Raw genomic sequence first — 19,384 nt, forward strand, 5'->3', positions numbered from 1 at the left:
ACCTTAGCTATTTACGATCCCTTATGTTTCAGGGAAATCCACGTACAAGTACCTTTCTTCACAGAAGAGAAGGGCTTGTACGTTTTTTGTCGTGTTGGCGTATCCGCATTGTAGAATTTGCATAAGGAATTCTTCTCGATCTTCCTCTGCTGTTTACAGTTTCATGCCATAACACTGCTTTGGGTAAATCGGCCTGTTCTTTCCTCCATATGCTTCTAAAATAGCTTCAAAATAAATTAAGATCCAATTGACGATACTGGATGGCTTCAGCCACATGAGCTGTCACAATTTCACCTTCATGGTCCAGATCGGCAATTGTCTGTGCCATCTTGATAATCCGATCATGTGCACGCATGCTCAGGTTTAACGTTTGCAGCGTTTGCTCTAACAGTTGTTCTGCCTCTTGGGGGAGATGAATCGTTCGTCGCAAAAGCGTGCCTGAAAGCTGGCTATTCCAACGAACCGAACTTTTGGCATAACGTTTAGCCTGAATTTGATGAGCGTGGATCACATTTGCCTGCATTTCTTCAGAGGAAGGGGAAGCAGCAGACTTGCGCCACTCGCCTGGTGGAGGAACCTCAACCTGAAGATCAATACGGTCCAGCAGTGGTCCTGAAATTTTGGCTCGGTACGCGGCAACACGGGCTGGACTACATATGCATCGTTGTTCCTCCGAATGAGCGGACAAATATCCGCAGGGACAGGGATTCATGGAACATGCAAGCATGAACTGGGCCGGAAAGGTGAATGCAGCGCGAGCCCGACTAATTGTCACTGTGCGATCCTCTAACGGCTGCCTTAATACCTCCAGCACTTGGCGCTGAAATTCAGGTAATTCATCCAGAAACAATATTCCCCGGTGGGCAAGGCTCACTTCACCTGGTTTTGGGATACCACCGCCTCCAATCAGACCAGAGGTGGATATCGTGTGGTGAGGGGAGCGAAAAGGTCTGTCTGCAATCAGGCCTTGAGGCGCTTCTTTTAATTTGCCTGCAGCACTTAATACTTTGGTTACTTCCAACGCTTCATCTTCTGACAAAGGAGGAAGGATGGAGGGCAGACGTTTGATTAACATCGTTTTGCCCGTGCCTGGCGGTCCAACGAGCAGTATGTTATGCATGCCTGCTGCAGCAATCATAAGCGCGCGTTTTACATGGTGCTGCCCCAGAACATCGCTATAGTCGTCTGCAAATAATGGTGTTTGTCTCGGCTTCCTATCCGCCATCTTATGAGTCTTATCCGTTATAGGCGCAGCGAGGTGTGCATAATTTTTCAACACGACTGGTCCTGCATTCGAATTATTGGGTATTCCAACCGAACTTGCAGATTGATCTAAATTTTCCGGAGCAATATCCTGTAAATGTCGAATGCCAAACACCTGGATACCTCGAATCAGTGACGCTTCCTCTACGTTATCCAAAGGCAGGAGCACAGAAGTAAAGCCTTGTCGTTTGGCCAGGTCCACCATGGATAAAATGCCGGGCACGGACCTGATCGAACCGTCCAACGCCAGTTCGCCAACCACTAGTGTCCGTTCCTGGGGAGGCAGTACAAGCTGACCGCTTGTCATAAGTAAACCAATAGCAATGGCCAGATCAAAGGAAGATCCTTCCTTGCGCAGATCAGCGGGGGCCAGATTGATTGTGATCCGCTGTAAAGGGTACTGATATCCGCAATTTTTAATCGCTGCACGGACACGCTCAACGGCCTCACGAATAGCTGAATCCGGTAAACCGATGATGGATGTCTGTGGCAGACCATTGGATAAATCGGTTTCCACCTCGATCAGTACACCATCGATTCCGTACAAACACGCACTGTGTAATTTTCCATACATAACAAAGAAACACCTCACTCGATTCTTGACTCCGCATAATACGGGCCAGTCTACGAATTAAGGTGCTTCCTCAGCTTCTATTAAGCATTTTATATAAAAGGAATCATGGAGTCAACCTGTCATTCTCATTGCTGTAGTCATCTTTCCTGATCCCTGAATTTTATTTTTGGAAGGAAATCATTAAATAGCTTTGGCGAAAATGGTTACGTATTAAACTTTCATTATGATTATCAAATTTGGCCCGAGAAAACGCGAATGTATTCCATGGACCTTATGTAATATTTTTATCGAATTATGAGATGTACTTACGGCTCATCTATTCGTTTTTTATATTTCACACAATCTAATTTATCATAATTAAATTGAATAGTAAAATCATTTGTGCTCAATTATTCTGTTTTTTTTCTAATTTGTGATAAGATAGATTTATAGTTCCTTTTTTATAAGGAATAGAATGCACAATAGGCAGGTGAGAAAGATATATGCAGACTGACAGTTTGAAGCTGGATAACCAATTATGCTTTGCCATATATGCTTGTTCACGGGAGATTACGAAGATGTACCAGCCTTATCTCGAGGTGCTCGGCGTAACGTATTCACAGTATCTGGTTCTGATGGTATTGTGGGAACGTGAAGAATGTACGGTTAAGGAGATCGGGGAGGCACTCTATCTCGATTCGGGAACGTTGACACCACTTCTCAAACGGTTACAGTCAGCAGGACTTATTAATCGCGAACGCTCTGCTCAGGATGAACGAAAAGTATTAATTACATTAACCGACTCCGGCCGTGAGCTGCGGAACAAGGCATTATCCATACCTGAATCCATTCAGGGTGATGCGTGTTTGAACAGTACAGAGTTTGAAGCTTTGCTGGGTCAGTTCAAAGGGTTGCTGGAGAAAGTTCACCAAACCAACACGAACGCAGCCAAAAAATAAAATGTAGTTTTAGATCAAGGAAACCTTAGCTTTTAGCTGAGGTTTTTTCCATATATACCCAAGCATTCACAATATGGGATCATACTCATATCAAAATACTGTCTATTAACCATTAATTTTTTAAGGAAAGCGTTTTAAAAACGTGTTACAATGAATTGGGTTTAAGTGAAAATAGTCAACATTTGTCTTTTGTTAGTCTACCAACCCGCCTTGTTGCAGTCATGTTGATAGGAGGATTCGAGAATGAATATCCATGAATATCAAGGAAAAGAAGTACTGAAACAGTATGGAGTTACCGTTCCAAACGGAAAGGTTGCTTATACAGTCGATGAAGCGGTTGCGGCCGCAGAGGCACTGGGCAGTCCGGTGACTGTTGTTAAAGCGCAAATACACGCAGGTGGCCGGGGTAAAGCCGGCGGCGTAAAAGTGGCGAAGAGTACGGATGAAGTTCGTGCCTATGCTTCCGAAATTCTGGGCAAAGTATTGGTAACACACCAGACTGGACCAGAAGGCAAAGAAGTGAAACGTCTTCTGATTGAAGAAGGATGCGATATCCGCAAAGAGTATTATGTGGGTGTTGTTGTGGACCGTGCCACAGGCCGTGTAGTTATGATGGCTTCCGAAGAAGGCGGTACTGAGATTGAAGAAGTAGCTGAAGCTACACCTGAGAAAATTTTCAAAGAAATTATTGACCCTGCTATTGGATTGCAAGTGTTCCAGGCCCGTAAACTGGCTTACAGCATTAAGATTCCGAATGAACTGGTGAACAAAGCTGTTAAGTTCATGCTCGCGCTGTACACTGCATTTGTCGAAAAAGATTGCTCTATTGCCGAGATCAATCCTCTCGTTGTTACCGGAGATGGAAACGTTATCGCGCTAGATGCAAAATTGAACTTTGACTCCAACGCCCTGTTCCGTCACAAAGACATTTTGGAACTGCGTGATCTGGATGAAGAGGATGAAAAAGAAATCGAAGCTTCCAAATACGACCTCAGCTACATAGCACTTGATGGCAACATCGGCTGTATGGTCAATGGTGCGGGACTTGCGATGGCAACGATGGACATTATCAAATACTACGGTGGAGACCCGGCCAACTTCCTTGACGTTGGGGGCGGTGCGACAACGGAGAAGGTGACTGAAGCATTTAAGATCATCTTGTCCGATGCCAAAGTAGCTGGGATCTTTGTTAACATCTTCGGTGGCATCATGCGCTGTGATGTTATCGCCAATGGTGTTGTTGAAGCCGCGAAGCAGCTTGGCCTGACCAAACCGCTGGTTGTTCGTCTTGAAGGAACTAACGTGGAGCTTGGCAAACGTATTCTGGGTGAATCTGGCCTGAATATTGTTCCTGCTGATTCCATGGCCGATGGTGCACAGAAAATTGTTGCCCTCGTAAAATAAGTTCATTCCTTAGTACCGGAGCTGTCCGGGAATTGAAAAATAACCGTAAGGATGTGAAGCAACGTGAGTATTTTGATCGATAAAAATACAAAAGTCATTACGCAAGGCATTACGGGTTCAACGGGAATGTTCCACACGAAGGGCGCATTGGACTACGGAACCCAGATGGTAGGCGGAGTTACACCGGGTAAAGGCGGAACTAATGTGGATATCACGTTGGAAGACGGTACAGTAGCTAGTCTGCCGGTGTTCAACACTGTGGAGGAAGCGAAGGAAGCTACAGGCGCAACAGCGAGCGTCATTTACGTTCCTCCTGCATTTGCAGCAGATTCCATTATGGAAGCTGTTGATGCTGAGCTGGACCTCGTAATCTGTATTACAGAAGGTATTCCGGTTCTTGACATGATCAAGGTTGACCGCTTCATGGAAGGCAAAAATACCGTCCTGATCGGACCAAACTGTCCAGGTGTCATTACACCAGGAGAATGTAAAATTGGTATCATGCCTGGTTATATCCATATGGCGGGGCACGTAGGCGTTGTTTCCCGTAGTGGAACACTTACCTATGAAGCCGTTCATCAACTGACGACACGTGGCATTGGACAATCCTCTGCTGTAGGAATCGGGGGAGACCCTGTAAAAGGCTCCGAGTTCATTGATATCCTCAAACGGTTCAATGAAGATCCACAGACTCATGCGGTCATCATGATTGGTGAGATTGGTGGTACAGCTGAAGAGGATGCTGCAGATTGGGTACGTGAAAACATGACCAAACCGGTTGTTGGCTTTATCGGTGGCGTAACAGCGCCTCCAGGCAAACGGATGGGCCATGCTGGCGCTATTATCTCTGGTGGTAAAGGTACAGCCAAAGAGAAAATTGCGAAGCTGGAATCATGTGGAATCAAAGTAGCACCAACTCCTGCTGAGATGGGTTCGACTTTGGTGAGTGTACTTGAGGAACGCGGTATTTTGAATTTGTGCACGACACATTAATTCTTTTTCGTTATAATAGAAGAAACGGCTCGGAAATGATCTATTTCTGGTAGACCGACTATTATGGTTACGGAAAAGGTAAGCAACCTTTTGTCCTTAAACAGGGCGAAGGGTTGCTTTTTTGCGTTTTTTTTACGGCAAAAAGGGGAGGAATTGTCTCCCACCTGCGTAAACGCTTGCATTCCGTGGTCACTTAACACACAATATGAGGGAAGATCTCTTCCCGCTTTGGGAGGTTTATGGTATGGAAGAACGATGGATCTTGTTTGGGTTACATGAGATGGAGGGTATTGGCAAGAAAACGATCTCGAAACTGATTCTGGGACAACATGAATTACCCGATCTATTGAATTATGGGGAAAGCGACTGGGTCGCAGCAGGCTTGCGCAAAGATCAGGCTGCACGTTTGGCTAGCCAATTTACTATCGATTGGATTGAGAGTAAAAGAGAACACGTTTACAATCTGGGGATAGAGGTTATTACTTATCTGGATCAGAATTATCCCATATTAATGAAGGAAACCGTTCAGCCTCCCTGGGTAATGTATGCTCGAGGGGATGTTAGTTTGCTACACAATTCGTCTATTGCCATGGTGGGAACTCGTATGCCAACCGTGTATGGGCGCAAAGTTGGAGAGAAGCTGGCAGAACAATTATGCAATGCAGGACTGACGATTGTAAGCGGGCTTGCCCGCGGTATTGATAGCGTATGTCATGAGGCAGTACTACGTGCTAAAGGAAAAACGATTGCCGTATTCGGAACAGGGATTGATCATATATACCCACCCGAAAATACAAGCCTCGCAGAGCGAATCGCGGAGACAGGTCTGCTTTTGTCGGAATATCCACCAGGTACAATAGCACGCCAGGGATTATTTCCGGAACGGAATCGAATCATTGCCGGTCTGACACTGGGAACATTGGTTGTTGAGGCTGACATTCGCAGCGGCTCACTCATTACAGCAGATGCTGCGCTTGAAGCAGGCAGGGATGTATTTGCAGTCCCTGGACCTATCACATCACCGAAAAGTCGGGGAGCACACAATCTTATCCGTCAAGGGGCCAAATTGGTCACTTGTGCAGCAGATGTATTGGAAGAGTATCGATTGGGCTTGCCAAATGCAGAACAACTTCCTTACAATAGAGGACGTTCGACCGAAACAACCGAGCCTTCCGGGCGAGGGATATTCGCTGAGGTTAAGCTCACTCCAGATGAACAACGTGTGATTTATCTGTTGGAACAGGGAGAACAATCATTGGATCAACTAGTTGAGCTGCTTGGTTGGGATTTTGGACATTTGCATTCAGTTCTGTTATCTTTAATCATAAAAAAGCAGATTAGCCAATTACCAGGCACTAAATACGCGAGGGTATGACGAAGCTACAACCTACGCAGTGTGTGGAAATATATAATTAGCAGAAGTTATTAACTATGCATAAGCTTACAGAAACAGTTTCATGACAGTTTCATGACTGAGAGGAGGATGAACCTATGGCGGATGCACTCGTAATCGTGGAGTCGCCCTCAAAGGCGAAGACGATAGGCAAATATTTAGGCAGCAAGTTCATCGTAAAAGCTTCGATGGGGCATGTTCGCGATTTGCCAAAGAGTCAGATCGGCGTTGAGGTAGAGAATGATTTTAATCCGAAATATATTACGATCCGCGGCAAAGGTTCAATTTTGAAAGAACTGAAGGATGCACGGAAGAAAGTGAAAAAAGTGTATCTCGCAGCTGACCCGGATCGCGAAGGTGAGGCTATCGCATGGCATTTGGCCCATGCCCTTGAACTGGACGATACGGCAGATTGCCGGGTTGTATTTAATGAAATTACAAAACAGGCGGTCAAAGATGCGTTCAAAACGCCGCGGAAAATCAATATGGATTTGGTTAACGCGCAGCAGGCAAGACGTATTCTGGATCGACTCGTTGGATATAAAATTAGTCCGTTATTATGGAAGAAAGTGAAAAAAGGTTTGTCTGCAGGCCGGGTTCAGTCCGTGGCTGTAAAAATCATTTTAGATCGTGAAAATGAAATTGATGATTTTGAGCCGGAAGAATACTGGAGCATTACCGCTAAACTGACAGCAGACGGCAATCCGTTTGAAGCCAAGTTTCATAAACTGAACGGGGCCAAAACAGAGCTGGGTAGTGAAGCGGAAGTGCAAGCGATCTTGAAACAGATCGAAGGAGCCGACTTTACGATCAAGGAAGTTAAAGAGAAAGAACGGAGCCGTAACCCTTCCGCCCCGTTTACGACGAGTTCTCTGCAACAGGAAGCGGCGCGTAAATTGAATTTCAGAGCTTCCAAGACGATGTCGGTCGCCCAACAACTATATGAAGGTGTAGACCTTGGAAAAGAAGGCACAGTAGGTCTCATCACGTATATGCGTACGGACTCCACACGAATTGCGGCATCTGCACAAGAAGAAGCCAAAGAATATATCGTTGGTAAGTATGGTGAGCCATTTGCACCTGAGACTCCACGAAACTATTCCAAAAAAGCAGCTAATGCTCAGGATGCGCATGAAGCAATTCGTCCAACTTCAATTCTGCGTGATCCTGACTCAATCAAGTCATTCATGAGTCGCGATCAGTTCCGCTTGTATAAACTGGTATGGGAACGTTTTGTAGCGAGCCAGATGTCTTCGGCTATCCTGGATACACTCTCTGTAGATATTGCTGCGGGGGACACCATTTTCCGTGCAGCAGGTTCGAAGGTGCGGTTCCAAGGTTTCATGAAGGTATATGTTGAAGGAAACGACGATGGTACAACCGATGAAGATCGTCTGCTGCCTCCGTTGAAAAGTGGAGATGTGCTTGATAAGCAGGAGATTGAGCCAAAACAGCATTTTACACAACCGCCACCCCGATATACGGAGGCAAGGTTGGTTAAGACGCTTGAGGAATTGGGTATAGGGCGTCCGAGTACATATGCGCCAACACTGGAGACCATTCAGAAGCGCGGATATGTTGCGATAGAGGAAAAGAAATTCATGCCAACCGAGCTTGGTGAACTGGTCATCGAACAGATGGAAGAGTTTTTCCCGGAAATCCTGAATGTAGAATTTACCGCAAACATGGAAGGTGATCTTGACCATGTTGAGGAAGGTTCCGAGGATTGGGTCAAAGTACTCGCAGAATTCTATGAATCTTTTGAGAAGCGCCTTGAGTTTGCGGAAGAAGAAATGAAAGAAATCGAGATTGAAGACGAAGTATCAGATGAGATCTGTGAGAAGTGCGGCAAACCGCTGGTTTATAAACTCGGGCGTTTTGGCAAGTTTCTTGCGTGCTCTGGCTTCCCTGATTGCCGGAATACCAAACCGATTATCAAGGATATCGGCGTGACTTGTCCGAAGTGTAAGGAAGGTCATGTTGTTGAGCGTCGTAGCAAAAAAGGACGTATTTTCTACGGTTGTGACAAATATCCTGAATGTGATTTTGTCTCATGGGACAGACCTTCAGCCAAACCATGTCCAAGTTGCGGATCGCTAATGATTGAGAAGCGGAACAAAAAAGGAGCACGATTGCAGTGTACTTCATGTGATCATCAGGAGCCGGTGGATGAACCGGATGACGAATCAGCGGATTAGTATATATGTGAATCAATTCAATTATAGTGAAATATGAAATTGCTTTATGGGGGTAAATGATTTTGACAAATGAACAACAAGTAACCGTTATTGGTGCCGGGCTTGCAGGAACAGAAGCGGCCTGGCAGATTGCAAGTCGCGGCGTACGCGTAAAATTATACGAGATGAGACCTGTTGTGAAAACGCCAGCTCATCATACGGATAAATTTGCAGAGCTGGTATGTAGCAATTCGCTGCGTGCGAATGGATTGACCAATGCAGTGGGTGTGTTAAAAGAAGAAATGAGAATGCTCGATTCTCTCGTATTGTCAGCAGCAGACAAACATGCAGTTCCCGCAGGTGGGGCACTTGCTGTGGACCGTGATGGATTTTCGGGTGAGATTACATCCACGTTGCACCAGCATCCGCTCATCGAAGTGGTGAATGAGGAACTAACTTCTCTGCCGGAAGATGGTATCGTTGTTGTTGCAACGGGGCCGCTGACTTCACCCGCATTGTCTGAGCAAATCAAGGCACTAATGGGGGAAGAGTATTTCTACTTCTATGATGCAGCTGCACCGATCATCGAAAAAGATTCAATTGATATGAACAAGGTGTATCTGGCTTCCCGTTATGATAAAGGCGAAGCGGCATATCTGAACTGTCCGATGACAGAAGAAGAGTTTGATGTCTTCTATGAAGCTCTCATTACTGCGGAGGTTGCTCAATTAAAAGAGTTTGAGAAAGAAATCTACTTTGAAGGCTGTATGCCAATCGAAGTGATGATGAAACGCGGAAAACAGACAGCTCTGTTTGGCCCGATGAAACCGGTAGGTCTGGTTAATCCTCATACAGGAGAGTTGCCACATGCGGTTGTTCAGCTTAGACAGGACAATGCAGCTGGAACCCTGTATAACTTGGTTGGCTTCCAGACGCATCTGAAATGGGGAGAACAGAAACGAGTCTTTTCCCTTATTCCTGGACTTGAAAATGCAGAGTTCGTTCGTTATGGCGTAATGCACCGTAATACATTTATTAATTCTCCTAAACTGCTTCTTCCGACGTATCAGTTTAAAGAGCGTCCTAACTTGTTCTTTGCAGGTCAGATGACGGGTGTAGAAGGTTATGTGGAATCTGCTGCATCAGGGCTTATTGCCGGCATGAACGCAGCCAAAGCAGCACTTGGGCAGGAACTAGTGGTATTGCCCGTAGAAACAACACTTGGGAGTATGGCTCAGTATATTACAACTGCTGACTTCAAGCACTTCCAACCAATGAACGCAAACTTTGGTTTGTTGCCGAAGCTTGAAACGAAGATTCGTAACAAAAAGGAAAAAAATGAAGCTCTTGCACAGCGTGCACTGGATGGCATCACGAGTTTTGCTGAGGCAGAAGGTCTAACTGTTCCGGAACGCGTATAAATTATTCGTGGGAGGATGCTGATATCATGGATATGTCATTTCATGCTACAACGATCTGTGCTGTTCGTCATAATGGTAAGGCTGCAATCGCAGGAGATGGTCAGGTGACCATGGGCCAAAGTGTTGTGATGAAGAATACAGCCAAGAAGGTAAGACGTTTGTACCGCGGACAGGTTGTTGCTGGCTTTGCTGGTTCTGTGGCGGATGCGATCACCCTGTTTGAGAAATTCGAAGGTAAGCTGGAGGAGCACCATGGTAACTTGCAGCGTGCTGCTGTAGAGCTTGCCAAGGATTGGCGTCAGGATCGGATCTTGCGCAAGCTTGAGGCGTTGTTGATTGTAATGGACAAAACAGGCATGTTGCTCATCTCAGGTGGCGGCGAAATTATTGAGCCTGATGATGACGTTATCGCTATCGGATCAGGTGGAAACTTTGCCTTATCTGCTGCGCGTGCGTTGAAACGTCATGCAGTAAACCTGGAAGCAAAAGATATTGCGCGTGAATCGCTTCAGATTGCCTCGGAGCTATGTGTATATACGAACAGTAATATTATTGTAGAAGAGTTATAAGCCAAAGAAATCTCCCGTAGTGGAGCATGATTCTGTAATCTGCTCCAGGACGTCTAGGGGATTCTTTGTCCTTGTTAGGTAAAATAAATTCAACATACTGGTAGGAGGGAAGCAATATGAATACTCAAGCGTTAACACCGAGACAGATTGTTGCAGAGCTTGACAAGTATATTGTAGGTCAAAAGAAAGCCAAAAAATCGGTAGCCGTAGCCCTTCGTAATCGTTATCGGCGTAGCCTTTTGCCTGAGCATACGCAGGACGACATTGTGCCTAAAAATATCTTGATGATTGGACCTACCGGTGTGGGTAAAACGGAGATCGCCCGTCGCCTTGCTAAACTGGTAGGTGCCCCATTTGTGAAAGTGGAAGCTACCAAGTTCACCGAAGTAGGTTACGTTGGCCGTGACGTTGAATCGATGGTGCGTGATCTGATTGAGACATCACTGCGGATGGTGAAGCTGGAGCGGACTGAAAAAGTGAAGGACAAAGCTGAAGAAGCGGCCAATGAGCGAATTGTACATATTTTGGCTCCTTCACAGTCTAAGTCCAAGAATCAGCGTAATCCCTTTGAGATGATCTTTGGGAATAATGGCAACAACGTTCAGGAACAGGATGAACCAGAACCGGATACTGGGGTTGCCGAACGCCGCCGTAAGATCAAGTTTGATCTGTTATCTGGCAAGTTGGAGGATGACATCATTGAAATTGATGTCGAAGACACTGCGCCTAACATGATGGACATGTTTGCTGGTCAAGGTAATGATCAGATGGGCATGAACATGCAGGAGATGTTTGGTAGCTTGTTGCCTCGTCGTACGAAAAAACGTAAACTCGCTATTAAAGAAGCGCGCAAAGTGTTGATCCAGGAAGAAGCAGGGAAATTGATCGACATGGATGATGTTACCCAGGAGTCCATTCGCCGGGCGGAGCAGACAGGTATCATTTTCATCGATGAAATCGACAAGGTTGCCAGTCAAGGACGCGGTAGTGGACCCGATGTATCCCGTGAGGGTGTGCAACGTGACATTCTGCCTATCGTAGAGGGCTCTACAGTAATGACGAAATATGGCCCTGTCAAAACGGATTATATTCTGTTTATGGCAGCTGGCGCATTCCATGTCGCTAAACCCTCTGATCTGATTCCCGAGCTTCAGGGACGCTTCCCAATTCGTGTGGAACTAAGCAGTCTAACACTGGAGGAGTTTGTATCCATTCTGACTGAACCCCAAAATGCACTGACCAAGCAGTATGTGGATCTGTTGCGCACCGAGAATATTGAGATTGAGTTCTCGGATGAGGCCATTCGCGAGATTGCCAAATTGGCTGAATCCGTCAATCAAAATACAGAAAATATAGGTGCTCGTCGATTGCATACAATTCTTGAAAAGCTTTTGGAGGATTTATCCTTTGAGGCACCTGAGCTTACATTGGAACGTATGGTGATTACTCCGGAGTATGTCCGTGAGAAATTGAATGATATTGCACTTGATCGTGATTTAAGTCAGTATATCCTGTGATATAGGCTTGCAATGTAATTGCTAAAAGGTCGAATGAATGAACGATATGCACTGGACCGTAGAGAACACTTACGAGATCGACGAAGGATAATCATTCCTTAGACGAATCGTAAAAGGTTATCTCTCCGACCGGTGACATATCGTTTATTTTTGTTTCTATCTAAAGGATTTCGATGAGATAGCCGATAAAAGATGTGTGGTTGTTGTCTGGATCGACAAAACCTAGGACTTGTGCCGCATGCAAAGCGTGTTAAAACCTATCGGAGTGGTAGTTATTTCTAATTTTTATATCCAGTCATTCCCATTAAAAGAATATTTCTTATTCCAAGTCTGGGCATCGGTTTAGTTGACAGATTGGTAAATGTTGCGTAAATGCGCAAAAAAAGAATTTATAGAAAAGTACGAAGTCACCAATTGTTTTCTGGGGATCAAAATACGTAAACCCTACTTAATTGTTAAGAAAGTGTTGTGTAGAATTGGTGAGAAATCTTAATTCGTGAAAGATAACTTGTCAATTGATTAATACACAGCTTCGTATGCATACCTATCATGTAGTCGCTAAACCCTTAATCTAACGGCAAAAAATTCTAACATTATCAACGATGAATATTTCGAAAATATACATAATTACAGGCTTTATACAGTGCTGCCGAGACGAGAAAGGTTTTTTTTATTTTAAGAATGTTTAAGAACAATCAGGGAGAGTATTAACATACTTTTGTTTTGGGCCTGAACATTTACGAAAAAATTCATAATTTGCAGAAAATACACAAAAAGCCCTGTCTTTCAGAAAAGATAGGGCTTTTTTCTTATTGTAATATATCCCAAACTCGAAGAAACTTATGTTATACGACAACATCAGAGTTAATTCTACTTAAGTCCTAGAAAACCGTGTAAAGACGAATGTTTTTGTCGAAAAAACATTAGGATTTTCAAGGAAGAAGATTCAATCTTTTTCCATAACTTCTAAAGAGAGGAGGGGGATTGTGAATCTTTTAAACGATATCAGTTTTAAAAGATTGCAAGGTGCACTCGATGCGTCCAATATCAGACAGCGAACAATTGCTGACAACATCGCGAACGCCGATACCCCGTATTTCAAGCGCTCGAACGTTTCTTTTGAAGAAATGTTACAAGGGCAAATGAATGGAGATATGCCTGTTCTTAAGGGTAAAGTAACTGATGCAAGGCATTTTGTCATAGGTCCTTCCTCTTCCGTACCAACGCCAGTAGTTAATATGGACCAGTCAACCTCCATGAATAACAACGAAAACAATGTCGACATAGACAGAGAAATGAGTCTTCTGGCGGAGAATCAGTTGCGTTATAACGCTTATATTCAACAAGTGAACGAACAAATTAAAATCATGCGTGTTGGCGTGGAAGGGAGATAACCTAAATTGAACATTAGTAATAGTTTTAGTATCAGTAGCTCAGCTCTGACAGCCCAACGGTTGCGGATGGACGTTATATCTTCCAACATTGCCAACGCAGAGACGACGCGCGCGAGCGTATCCAATGGTGAAGCGGTCCCTTACAAACGTAAAATGGTTGTGCTTGAGCCGAATAAAACGTCATTTGGTACGATGTTGCAAAATCAGATGAGAGGTAGCGGTTCAGGAGATGGCGTGAGAGTAACGGAGATTCGCGAGGATCAGTCACCTTTGAAGCCTGTGTATGACCCTTCTCATCCGGATGCCAATGCAGAAGGATATGTATTTATGCCTAATGTGGATATTGCGAAAGAAATGGTCGACATGATCTCTGCTTCCCGTTCCTATGAAGCAAACGTAACAGCACTGAATTCAACCAAAGCAATGATCTCCAAAGCTTTGGAGATTGGAAGATAAGTTGCTTTGAAATGAAAATAAGAAAAATACAAACCAGGATGAAGGGGAGGGACATTAATGATTCAGAACAACATGTTTAGCACACAGGGGATACAACCGCTACAGATGAAGAGTGCAACCGAAAGTAAGCCTTCTACACCAGCCGAAACCATTCAGAGCTTCGGTACATACTTACAGAATGCATTAGGGTCCGTTGCAGCACAGGAGGCTCAATCGCATGAAATGTCGAATCAATTTTTGGTCGGCAAAGCGAATGTGGATCAAGTGATGATTGCTTCAGAACAGGCCTTGTTAAGCCTACAACTCACAACTCAAGTCCGAAACAAAGTGGTTGAAGCATACCAGGAAGTTATGCGAACGCAGTTATAAAACAACCTACTTGCGCTTCGATAGTAGCGCTGATCATTACAACAAAGCAGCTGCGATGCTGCTCCTGATCGTCAACCCATGAAACGGCTGGGGTTGAGTAAGGACAGACTAAGCAAAGTTTCGGATGGGGTGACAGAGTGAATGAGAGAATCGCCCAGTACAGGGATAAGGCATCCCAGTATTGGAATAGTTTTAGCAAAAAGCAAAAAGTATTATTTATATCCACCTTCCTGTTTCTGATTTTGGCTGCAGTTGTGCTCACGATGCAATTGTCCAAGACGGAATATGAAGTTGCTTTTACAGATTTGAATGCAAGTGATTCAGCGGGCGTGATTAGTTATCTAGATTCATCTAGCATTCCATACAAATTAAGTTCAGATGGCAAGACCATATCCGTACCGAGTACAAGTGTTGCAATCGCAAAGGTCAATGTTGGATCTCAAGGGATTATTCAGAATGGTTCATTAGGGTATAAGTCATTTGAGGAGTCATCATCACCTATCGGGATGACAGATAAAGAGTTTGATGTAAAGTACAACAACGCTATAAACGGAGAAGTTGAACAGTTACTTCAGCGGATGCAAGGAATACAGGATGCTAAAGTACTCGTTAATATGCCGAAAGATAACATTTTTGCTGGTTTAGAAGAACAAGACAAAGCATCAGCATCGGTAGCTCTCCAATTCAAACCGGGTTATCACCCAAATCAGGCAGCGGTAGATGGCTACTTTAACTTGGTTAAGACTGCAATTCCTAATCTGCCTGTTGAGAACATCACGATTACGAACACAGATGAAGCAGAATTGATTCCAACTGCCCGAGGTGGCAGTGGCGGGTTGTCTTCCGAAGTTCAAGAAAACATGGCATTACAGAAAAAATTTGAAAACGATGTCCGGAATAACGTAAAGCAATTCCTTTCCCAGATTGTAGGGGAAGACAAAGTTAATGTTTTGGTAGCCTCCAAGCTTAATTTTGACAAAGAAACACGTAAGGAAAATCTGGTCACACCTGTTGATGTAGATAATATGAAAGGCATCGAGATCAGTGTGCAGGAGATTCAAAAGAGCTACACTGGCGCAAGCAACCCAACAGGTGGTGTTGCTGGCACAGGACAAGAGGAAGTTCCGGGTTACCCATCATCTGATGCAACCGGTAATTCTACCTCTGAAGAATCATCAAGCACTATAAACTACGATGTTAATCGAATCGCCAAGGATATCATTTCCAGTCCATATACTGTAAAAGACTTAACCATTAACGTTGCAGTTGAACCACCGAATGGAGAAACAGAATTACAGGGACCGGTTCAGGACGCAATTGAGAACATTTTGGTTAACATTGTTCGTGCTTCACTGGCAGACTCAGGCACTGTAATAAGTGACGCCGATCTGACAAAGAAAGTATCAGTCATGTCACAAGGATTCCAAACTGCCTCTGCAGACAATACAGGTTTCCAGCTTTCCTCAACGATGATGTGGGGTGGAGGCGCACTCATAGCGGCATTGATCGCAGCGGTAGTTATTTTGTTAGTACGCCGTCGCCGCAAACAAAACGAAGTGGAAGAAGAAGAGATTCCTCTTCCAATAGCAACAGAGTTCCCGTCCATTACGCTGGACAGTGTAACGAACGAAAGTCAGGTGCGCAAACAATTGGAGAGTTTGGCCAAGAAAAAGCCAGACGAATTCGTCAATCTGCTGCGTACATGGCTGGCTGACGAATAGAGGTGAACGCATTGGCGAAGGCAAGCAGTCAAGGTTTGACTGGAAGACAAAAAGCAGCAATTTTGTTGATTACATTAGGTCCGGAAGTATCGGCTCAGATCTTCAAACATCTGCGTGATGAGGAGATTGAGCAACTTACGTTGGAGATTGCCAACGTTCGCAAGGTTGATTCTTCCGAAAAGGACATGATCATGGCCGAGTTTCACCAGATCTGTCTGGCGCAGGAATATATCTCTCAGGGCGGTATCAATTATGCGAGAGAAATCCTGGAGAAAGCTCTGGGTTCATCAAAAGCACTTGAAGTCATTAATCGTTTGACAGCTACGCTGCAAGTTAGACCATTTGACTTTGCGCGCAAAGCAGATCCGAATCAAATTTTGAACTTTATTCAGAATGAAAGCCCGCAAACGATTGCCCTGGTTCTGTCTTACCTGCAATTCGAACAGGCAGCAGCGATTCTATCATCCTTGCCACAAGAGAAACAGGCAGATGTCGCTCGCCGGGTGGCTGTTATGGATAGTACTTCGCCAGAAGTTATCTCTCAAGTGGAGCGGGTTCTGGAACAGAAGTTATCTTCTACCGTAACGCAGGATTACACCAATGCGGGTGGTATCGAATCGATCGTTCAGATTCTGAACGGAGTCGATCGGGGTACAGAGCGTACCATTTTGGACTCGCTTGAAATTCAGGATCCAGAGCTTGCAGAGGAAATCAAAAAACGTATGTTTGTATTCGAAGATATCGTCAATGTGGATGATCGTTCGATCCAGCGTATTATCCGGGATATCGACAACGCAGATTTGCAACTCGCACTCAAGGTGGCAAGCGAAGAGGTTCGGGATGCTGTGTTCCGGAACATGTCGAAGCGGATGTCCGAAACATTCAAAGAAGAGATGGAGTTTATGGGGCCTGTGCGATTGCGTGATGTTGAGGAAGCTCAGACACGTATTGTAGGAACGATACGGAGATTGGAAGAAGCCGGTGAGATCATTATCGCACGCGGTGGAGGAGATGATATCATTGTCTAATTTGATTAAATCTTTCCAGTATGTACCGGTTGATGACCGCAAAAAACTTGAAAATCACCATCATTATGGTGGTGCTGAGGAGTCTGAAACGGAATTATACGGTGATAGTGCTGAAGGTTCTGAGGCAGAAACGCTTCAAGCACGCGTGGACGAAGAAACACAACGTCTTACCGCAGAAATGCTGGAAGATGCCAAGGAGTTTGCAGAAAAGCAAGTACGTGAAGCTTCAGAAGAGGCAGAGCGCATGCTTCAAGAGGCCCGTGAACAGATCGACAGCTGGTGGCAGGAACAACGACAACAGGATGAACATCTGACAGAAGCGCTACGTTCACAAGGTTTTCAACAGGGTTTTGATGAAGGCAAAGTACAAGCTGAACTGAATCTCCAGGTGCAGATCGAAAAGATGATGATTGAAGCCCAGGAAGTGCTCAAGGAAGCTTATGTAGCTAAAGATCAGATCATTCAGGAAGCTGAACCGTTCCTCGTGGAGCTTGCTTGCGGGATCGCTGAGAAAGTCATTGACAAGCAACTTACCATTGAACCCGATCATACATTGGAACTGATTCGTCAGAGTTTGTCACGTAAACGGGAGCAGGGTTTGATCACACTTTGTGTGGCACCTGATCAGTTTACATTTGTACAGGCAGCTCGTGAAGAATTGTCTCTGTCTATTGACTCTCAGGCAGAATTGCAGATTTTGCCTGATTCAACGGTCAAAGATAAGGGATGTGTCATTCGTTCTTCGTTTGGAAGTGTAGATGCGAGAATTGATACACAGCTTGCTGAGATTAAAAAAGAACTGGTCCGCATAGCACTTGAGGATGAGGAGCGAAAAAATCAACATGAAGGTTCTTAGTTCACAGCGATATATGGAACATTTGCGCCAATTCGATCCTGTTCGTATTAACGGCAAAGTTACTCAGGTCATTGGTCTTATGGTGGAGTCAGAAGGGCCAGATGCAAGTATAGGTGACGTATGTTATATCTATCCTGGTAAATCGGCCAAGCCTCTTCAAGCCGAAGTTGTTGGGTTTCGAGATAACAAAGTGCTGCTGATGCCACTGGGTGAACTTCAATCCATCGGCCCTGGTTGCGATGTAGTAGGTACGGGTAAACCACTCGGTGTTCAGGTAGGCTCTGAATTGCTCGGTAAAGTATTGGACGGACTTGGACAACCGCTGGACGGTTCCCTCCTCCCATCCAGAATGCCGATGTATTCTACCTCCAATACTCCGGTCAATCCAATGGATCGTCCACGTGTACTTGAAACGATGGGTGTTGGTGTAAGGGCTATCGATGGATTGCTGACCGTAGGTAAGGGACAGCGTGTAGGTATTTTTGCCGGTTCTGGTGTTGGTAAGAGTACATTGATGGGCATGATCGCTCGTAATACCGCGGCGGATGTCAATGTCATCGCGCTTGTAGGTGAGCGTGGACGTGAGGTACGTGACTTTATTGAACGGGATCTGGGTCCAGAAGGATTGGAACGTTCCGTAGTCATTGTTGCAACATCAGATCAGCCTGCCCTGATTCGGATTAAGGGAGCAGTTATTGCTACCACTATTGCAGAGTATTTCCGAGATCGTGGAATGAACGTGATGCTCATGATGGATTCGGTAACCCGATATGCGATGGCACAAAGGGAAGTTGGTCTGGCCGTAGGTGAACCTCCGGCAATGAGAGGATATACGCCATCGGTTTTTGCGAGTTTGCCCAAACTTCTTGAACGGGCGGGTACAGGACCTACCGGTTCGATTACAGCCTTTTACACCGTTCTGGTTGATGGGGATGACATGAACGAACCGATCGCCGATGCGGTGAGGGGTATATTGGATGGCCACATTGTGTTAAACCGATCCATTGCAAATAAAGGTCATTTTCCAGCGATCGATGTGTTAGCCAGCATAAGTCGTGTTATGAAAGATATTGCTCCGGAAGAGCAGCTGGAAGCCGTTAATAATATGAAACGTTTGATGGCTGTGTACAAAGAATCTGAAGATTTGATCAATATTGGAGCTTACCAGCGGGGATCAAATGCAGCCATAGATGAATCCATAGACCAGATTGATAGTATATGGAACTTTACCAAGCAGAAAGTCGACGAGAAAGTCACCTTAAGTGAAGTGCAGGAACGTTTGATTCTTGAATTTGCAAGGAGATGAATGGT

Annotated in this window: 16 protein-coding genes; 15 read left to right on the forward strand and 1 reads right to left on the reverse strand. The window is 44.9% G+C overall.

Annotated elements, in window-relative coordinates:
• Positions 1-226: 226 nt before the first annotated feature.
• Positions 227-1,837: a YifB family Mg chelatase-like AAA ATPase gene (locus MKZ13_RS11325; protein ID WP_339184034.1), complete on the reverse strand. Its 1,611-nt coding sequence runs from the start codon at positions 1,835-1,837 to the stop codon at positions 227-229.
• A gap of 482 nt (positions 1,838-2,319) precedes the next feature.
• Between MKZ13_RS11325 and MKZ13_RS11330 the strand changes: the two genes are divergently transcribed.
• The 15 genes from MKZ13_RS11330 (at position 2,320) to fliI (ending at position 19,379) form a co-directional block, all read left to right on the forward strand.
• On the forward strand, positions 2,320-2,775 hold the full coding sequence (locus MKZ13_RS11330) for a MarR family transcriptional regulator (RefSeq protein ID WP_076208912.1): 456 nt from the start codon (positions 2,320-2,322) through the stop codon (positions 2,773-2,775).
• Positions 2,776-3,018: 243 nt separating this feature from the next.
• Positions 3,019-4,179 carry an ADP-forming succinate--CoA ligase subunit beta gene (sucC, locus tag MKZ13_RS11335; RefSeq protein WP_036609384.1) on the forward strand — a complete coding sequence of 387 codons (1,161 nt, stop codon included), beginning with the start codon at positions 3,019-3,021 and terminating at the stop codon, positions 4,177-4,179.
• A gap of 63 nt (positions 4,180-4,242) precedes the next feature.
• Complete coding sequence (gene sucD / locus MKZ13_RS11340) at positions 4,243-5,172, forward strand: succinate--CoA ligase subunit alpha (RefSeq protein WP_221824186.1); 930 nt, start codon at positions 4,243-4,245, stop codon at positions 5,170-5,172.
• A gap of 244 nt (positions 5,173-5,416) precedes the next feature.
• Positions 5,417-6,547 carry a DNA-processing protein DprA gene (dprA, locus tag MKZ13_RS11345; protein ID WP_339184038.1) on the forward strand — a complete coding sequence of 377 codons (1,131 nt, stop codon included), beginning with the start codon at positions 5,417-5,419 and terminating at the stop codon, positions 6,545-6,547.
• Between the two features lie 116 nt (positions 6,548-6,663).
• The gene (topA, locus tag MKZ13_RS11350; protein ID WP_237175966.1) at positions 6,664-8,763 is read left to right on the forward strand and encodes a type I DNA topoisomerase; all 2,100 of its coding nucleotides are present in this window, start codon (positions 6,664-6,666) and stop codon (positions 8,761-8,763) included.
• A 62-nt stretch (positions 8,764-8,825) separates the two neighbouring features.
• Positions 8,826-10,163 (forward strand): FADH(2)-oxidizing methylenetetrahydrofolate--tRNA-(uracil(54)-C(5))-methyltransferase TrmFO, encoded by a 1,338-nt coding sequence (trmFO, locus tag MKZ13_RS11355; RefSeq protein ID WP_339184042.1) that lies wholly within the window; start codon positions 8,826-8,828, stop codon positions 10,161-10,163.
• A 26-nt stretch (positions 10,164-10,189) separates the two neighbouring features.
• A complete protein-coding gene (gene hslV, locus MKZ13_RS11360; RefSeq protein ID WP_062833786.1) occupies positions 10,190-10,732 on the forward strand; it encodes an ATP-dependent protease subunit HslV in 543 nt (180 codons plus the stop codon).
• Positions 10,733-10,848: 116 nt separating this feature from the next.
• On the forward strand, positions 10,849-12,249 hold the full coding sequence (gene hslU / locus MKZ13_RS11365) for an ATP-dependent protease ATPase subunit HslU (protein ID WP_076208906.1): 1,401 nt from the start codon (positions 10,849-10,851) through the stop codon (positions 12,247-12,249).
• Positions 12,250-13,235: 986 nt separating this feature from the next.
• On the forward strand, positions 13,236-13,643 hold the full coding sequence (flgB, locus tag MKZ13_RS11370; RefSeq protein WP_076208905.1) for a flagellar basal body rod protein FlgB: 408 nt from the start codon (positions 13,236-13,238) through the stop codon (positions 13,641-13,643).
• 6 nt (positions 13,644-13,649) lie between these two features.
• A complete protein-coding gene (gene flgC, locus MKZ13_RS11375) occupies positions 13,650-14,099 on the forward strand; it encodes a flagellar basal body rod protein FlgC (protein ID WP_017689191.1) in 450 nt (149 codons plus the stop codon).
• Between the two features lie 57 nt (positions 14,100-14,156).
• Positions 14,157-14,468 carry a flagellar hook-basal body complex protein FliE gene (gene fliE / locus MKZ13_RS11380; protein ID WP_017689190.1) on the forward strand — a complete coding sequence of 104 codons (312 nt, stop codon included), beginning with the start codon at positions 14,157-14,159 and terminating at the stop codon, positions 14,466-14,468.
• Between the two features lie 137 nt (positions 14,469-14,605).
• The gene (fliF, locus tag MKZ13_RS11385; RefSeq protein WP_036609370.1) at positions 14,606-16,189 is read left to right on the forward strand and encodes a flagellar basal-body MS-ring/collar protein FliF; all 1,584 of its coding nucleotides are present in this window, start codon (positions 14,606-14,608) and stop codon (positions 16,187-16,189) included.
• A gap of 11 nt (positions 16,190-16,200) precedes the next feature.
• A complete protein-coding gene (fliG, locus tag MKZ13_RS11390; protein WP_047842476.1) occupies positions 16,201-17,217 on the forward strand; it encodes a flagellar motor switch protein FliG in 1,017 nt (338 codons plus the stop codon).
• A complete protein-coding gene (locus MKZ13_RS11395) occupies positions 17,210-18,073 on the forward strand; it encodes a FliH/SctL family protein (protein WP_339184047.1) in 864 nt (287 codons plus the stop codon). The genes fliG and MKZ13_RS11395 overlap by 8 nt, the downstream gene beginning before the upstream one ends.
• On the forward strand, positions 18,060-19,379 hold the full coding sequence (gene fliI, locus MKZ13_RS11400; RefSeq protein WP_036609365.1) for a flagellar protein export ATPase FliI: 1,320 nt from the start codon (positions 18,060-18,062) through the stop codon (positions 19,377-19,379). Before MKZ13_RS11395 ends, fliI begins: the two co-directional genes overlap by 14 nt.
• The last annotated feature ends 5 nt before the right edge of the window (positions 19,380-19,384 follow it).

This window comes from Paenibacillus sp. FSL R5-0701, from assembly GCF_037973995.1.
GTDB lineage: Bacteria > Bacillota > Bacilli > Paenibacillales > Paenibacillaceae > Paenibacillus.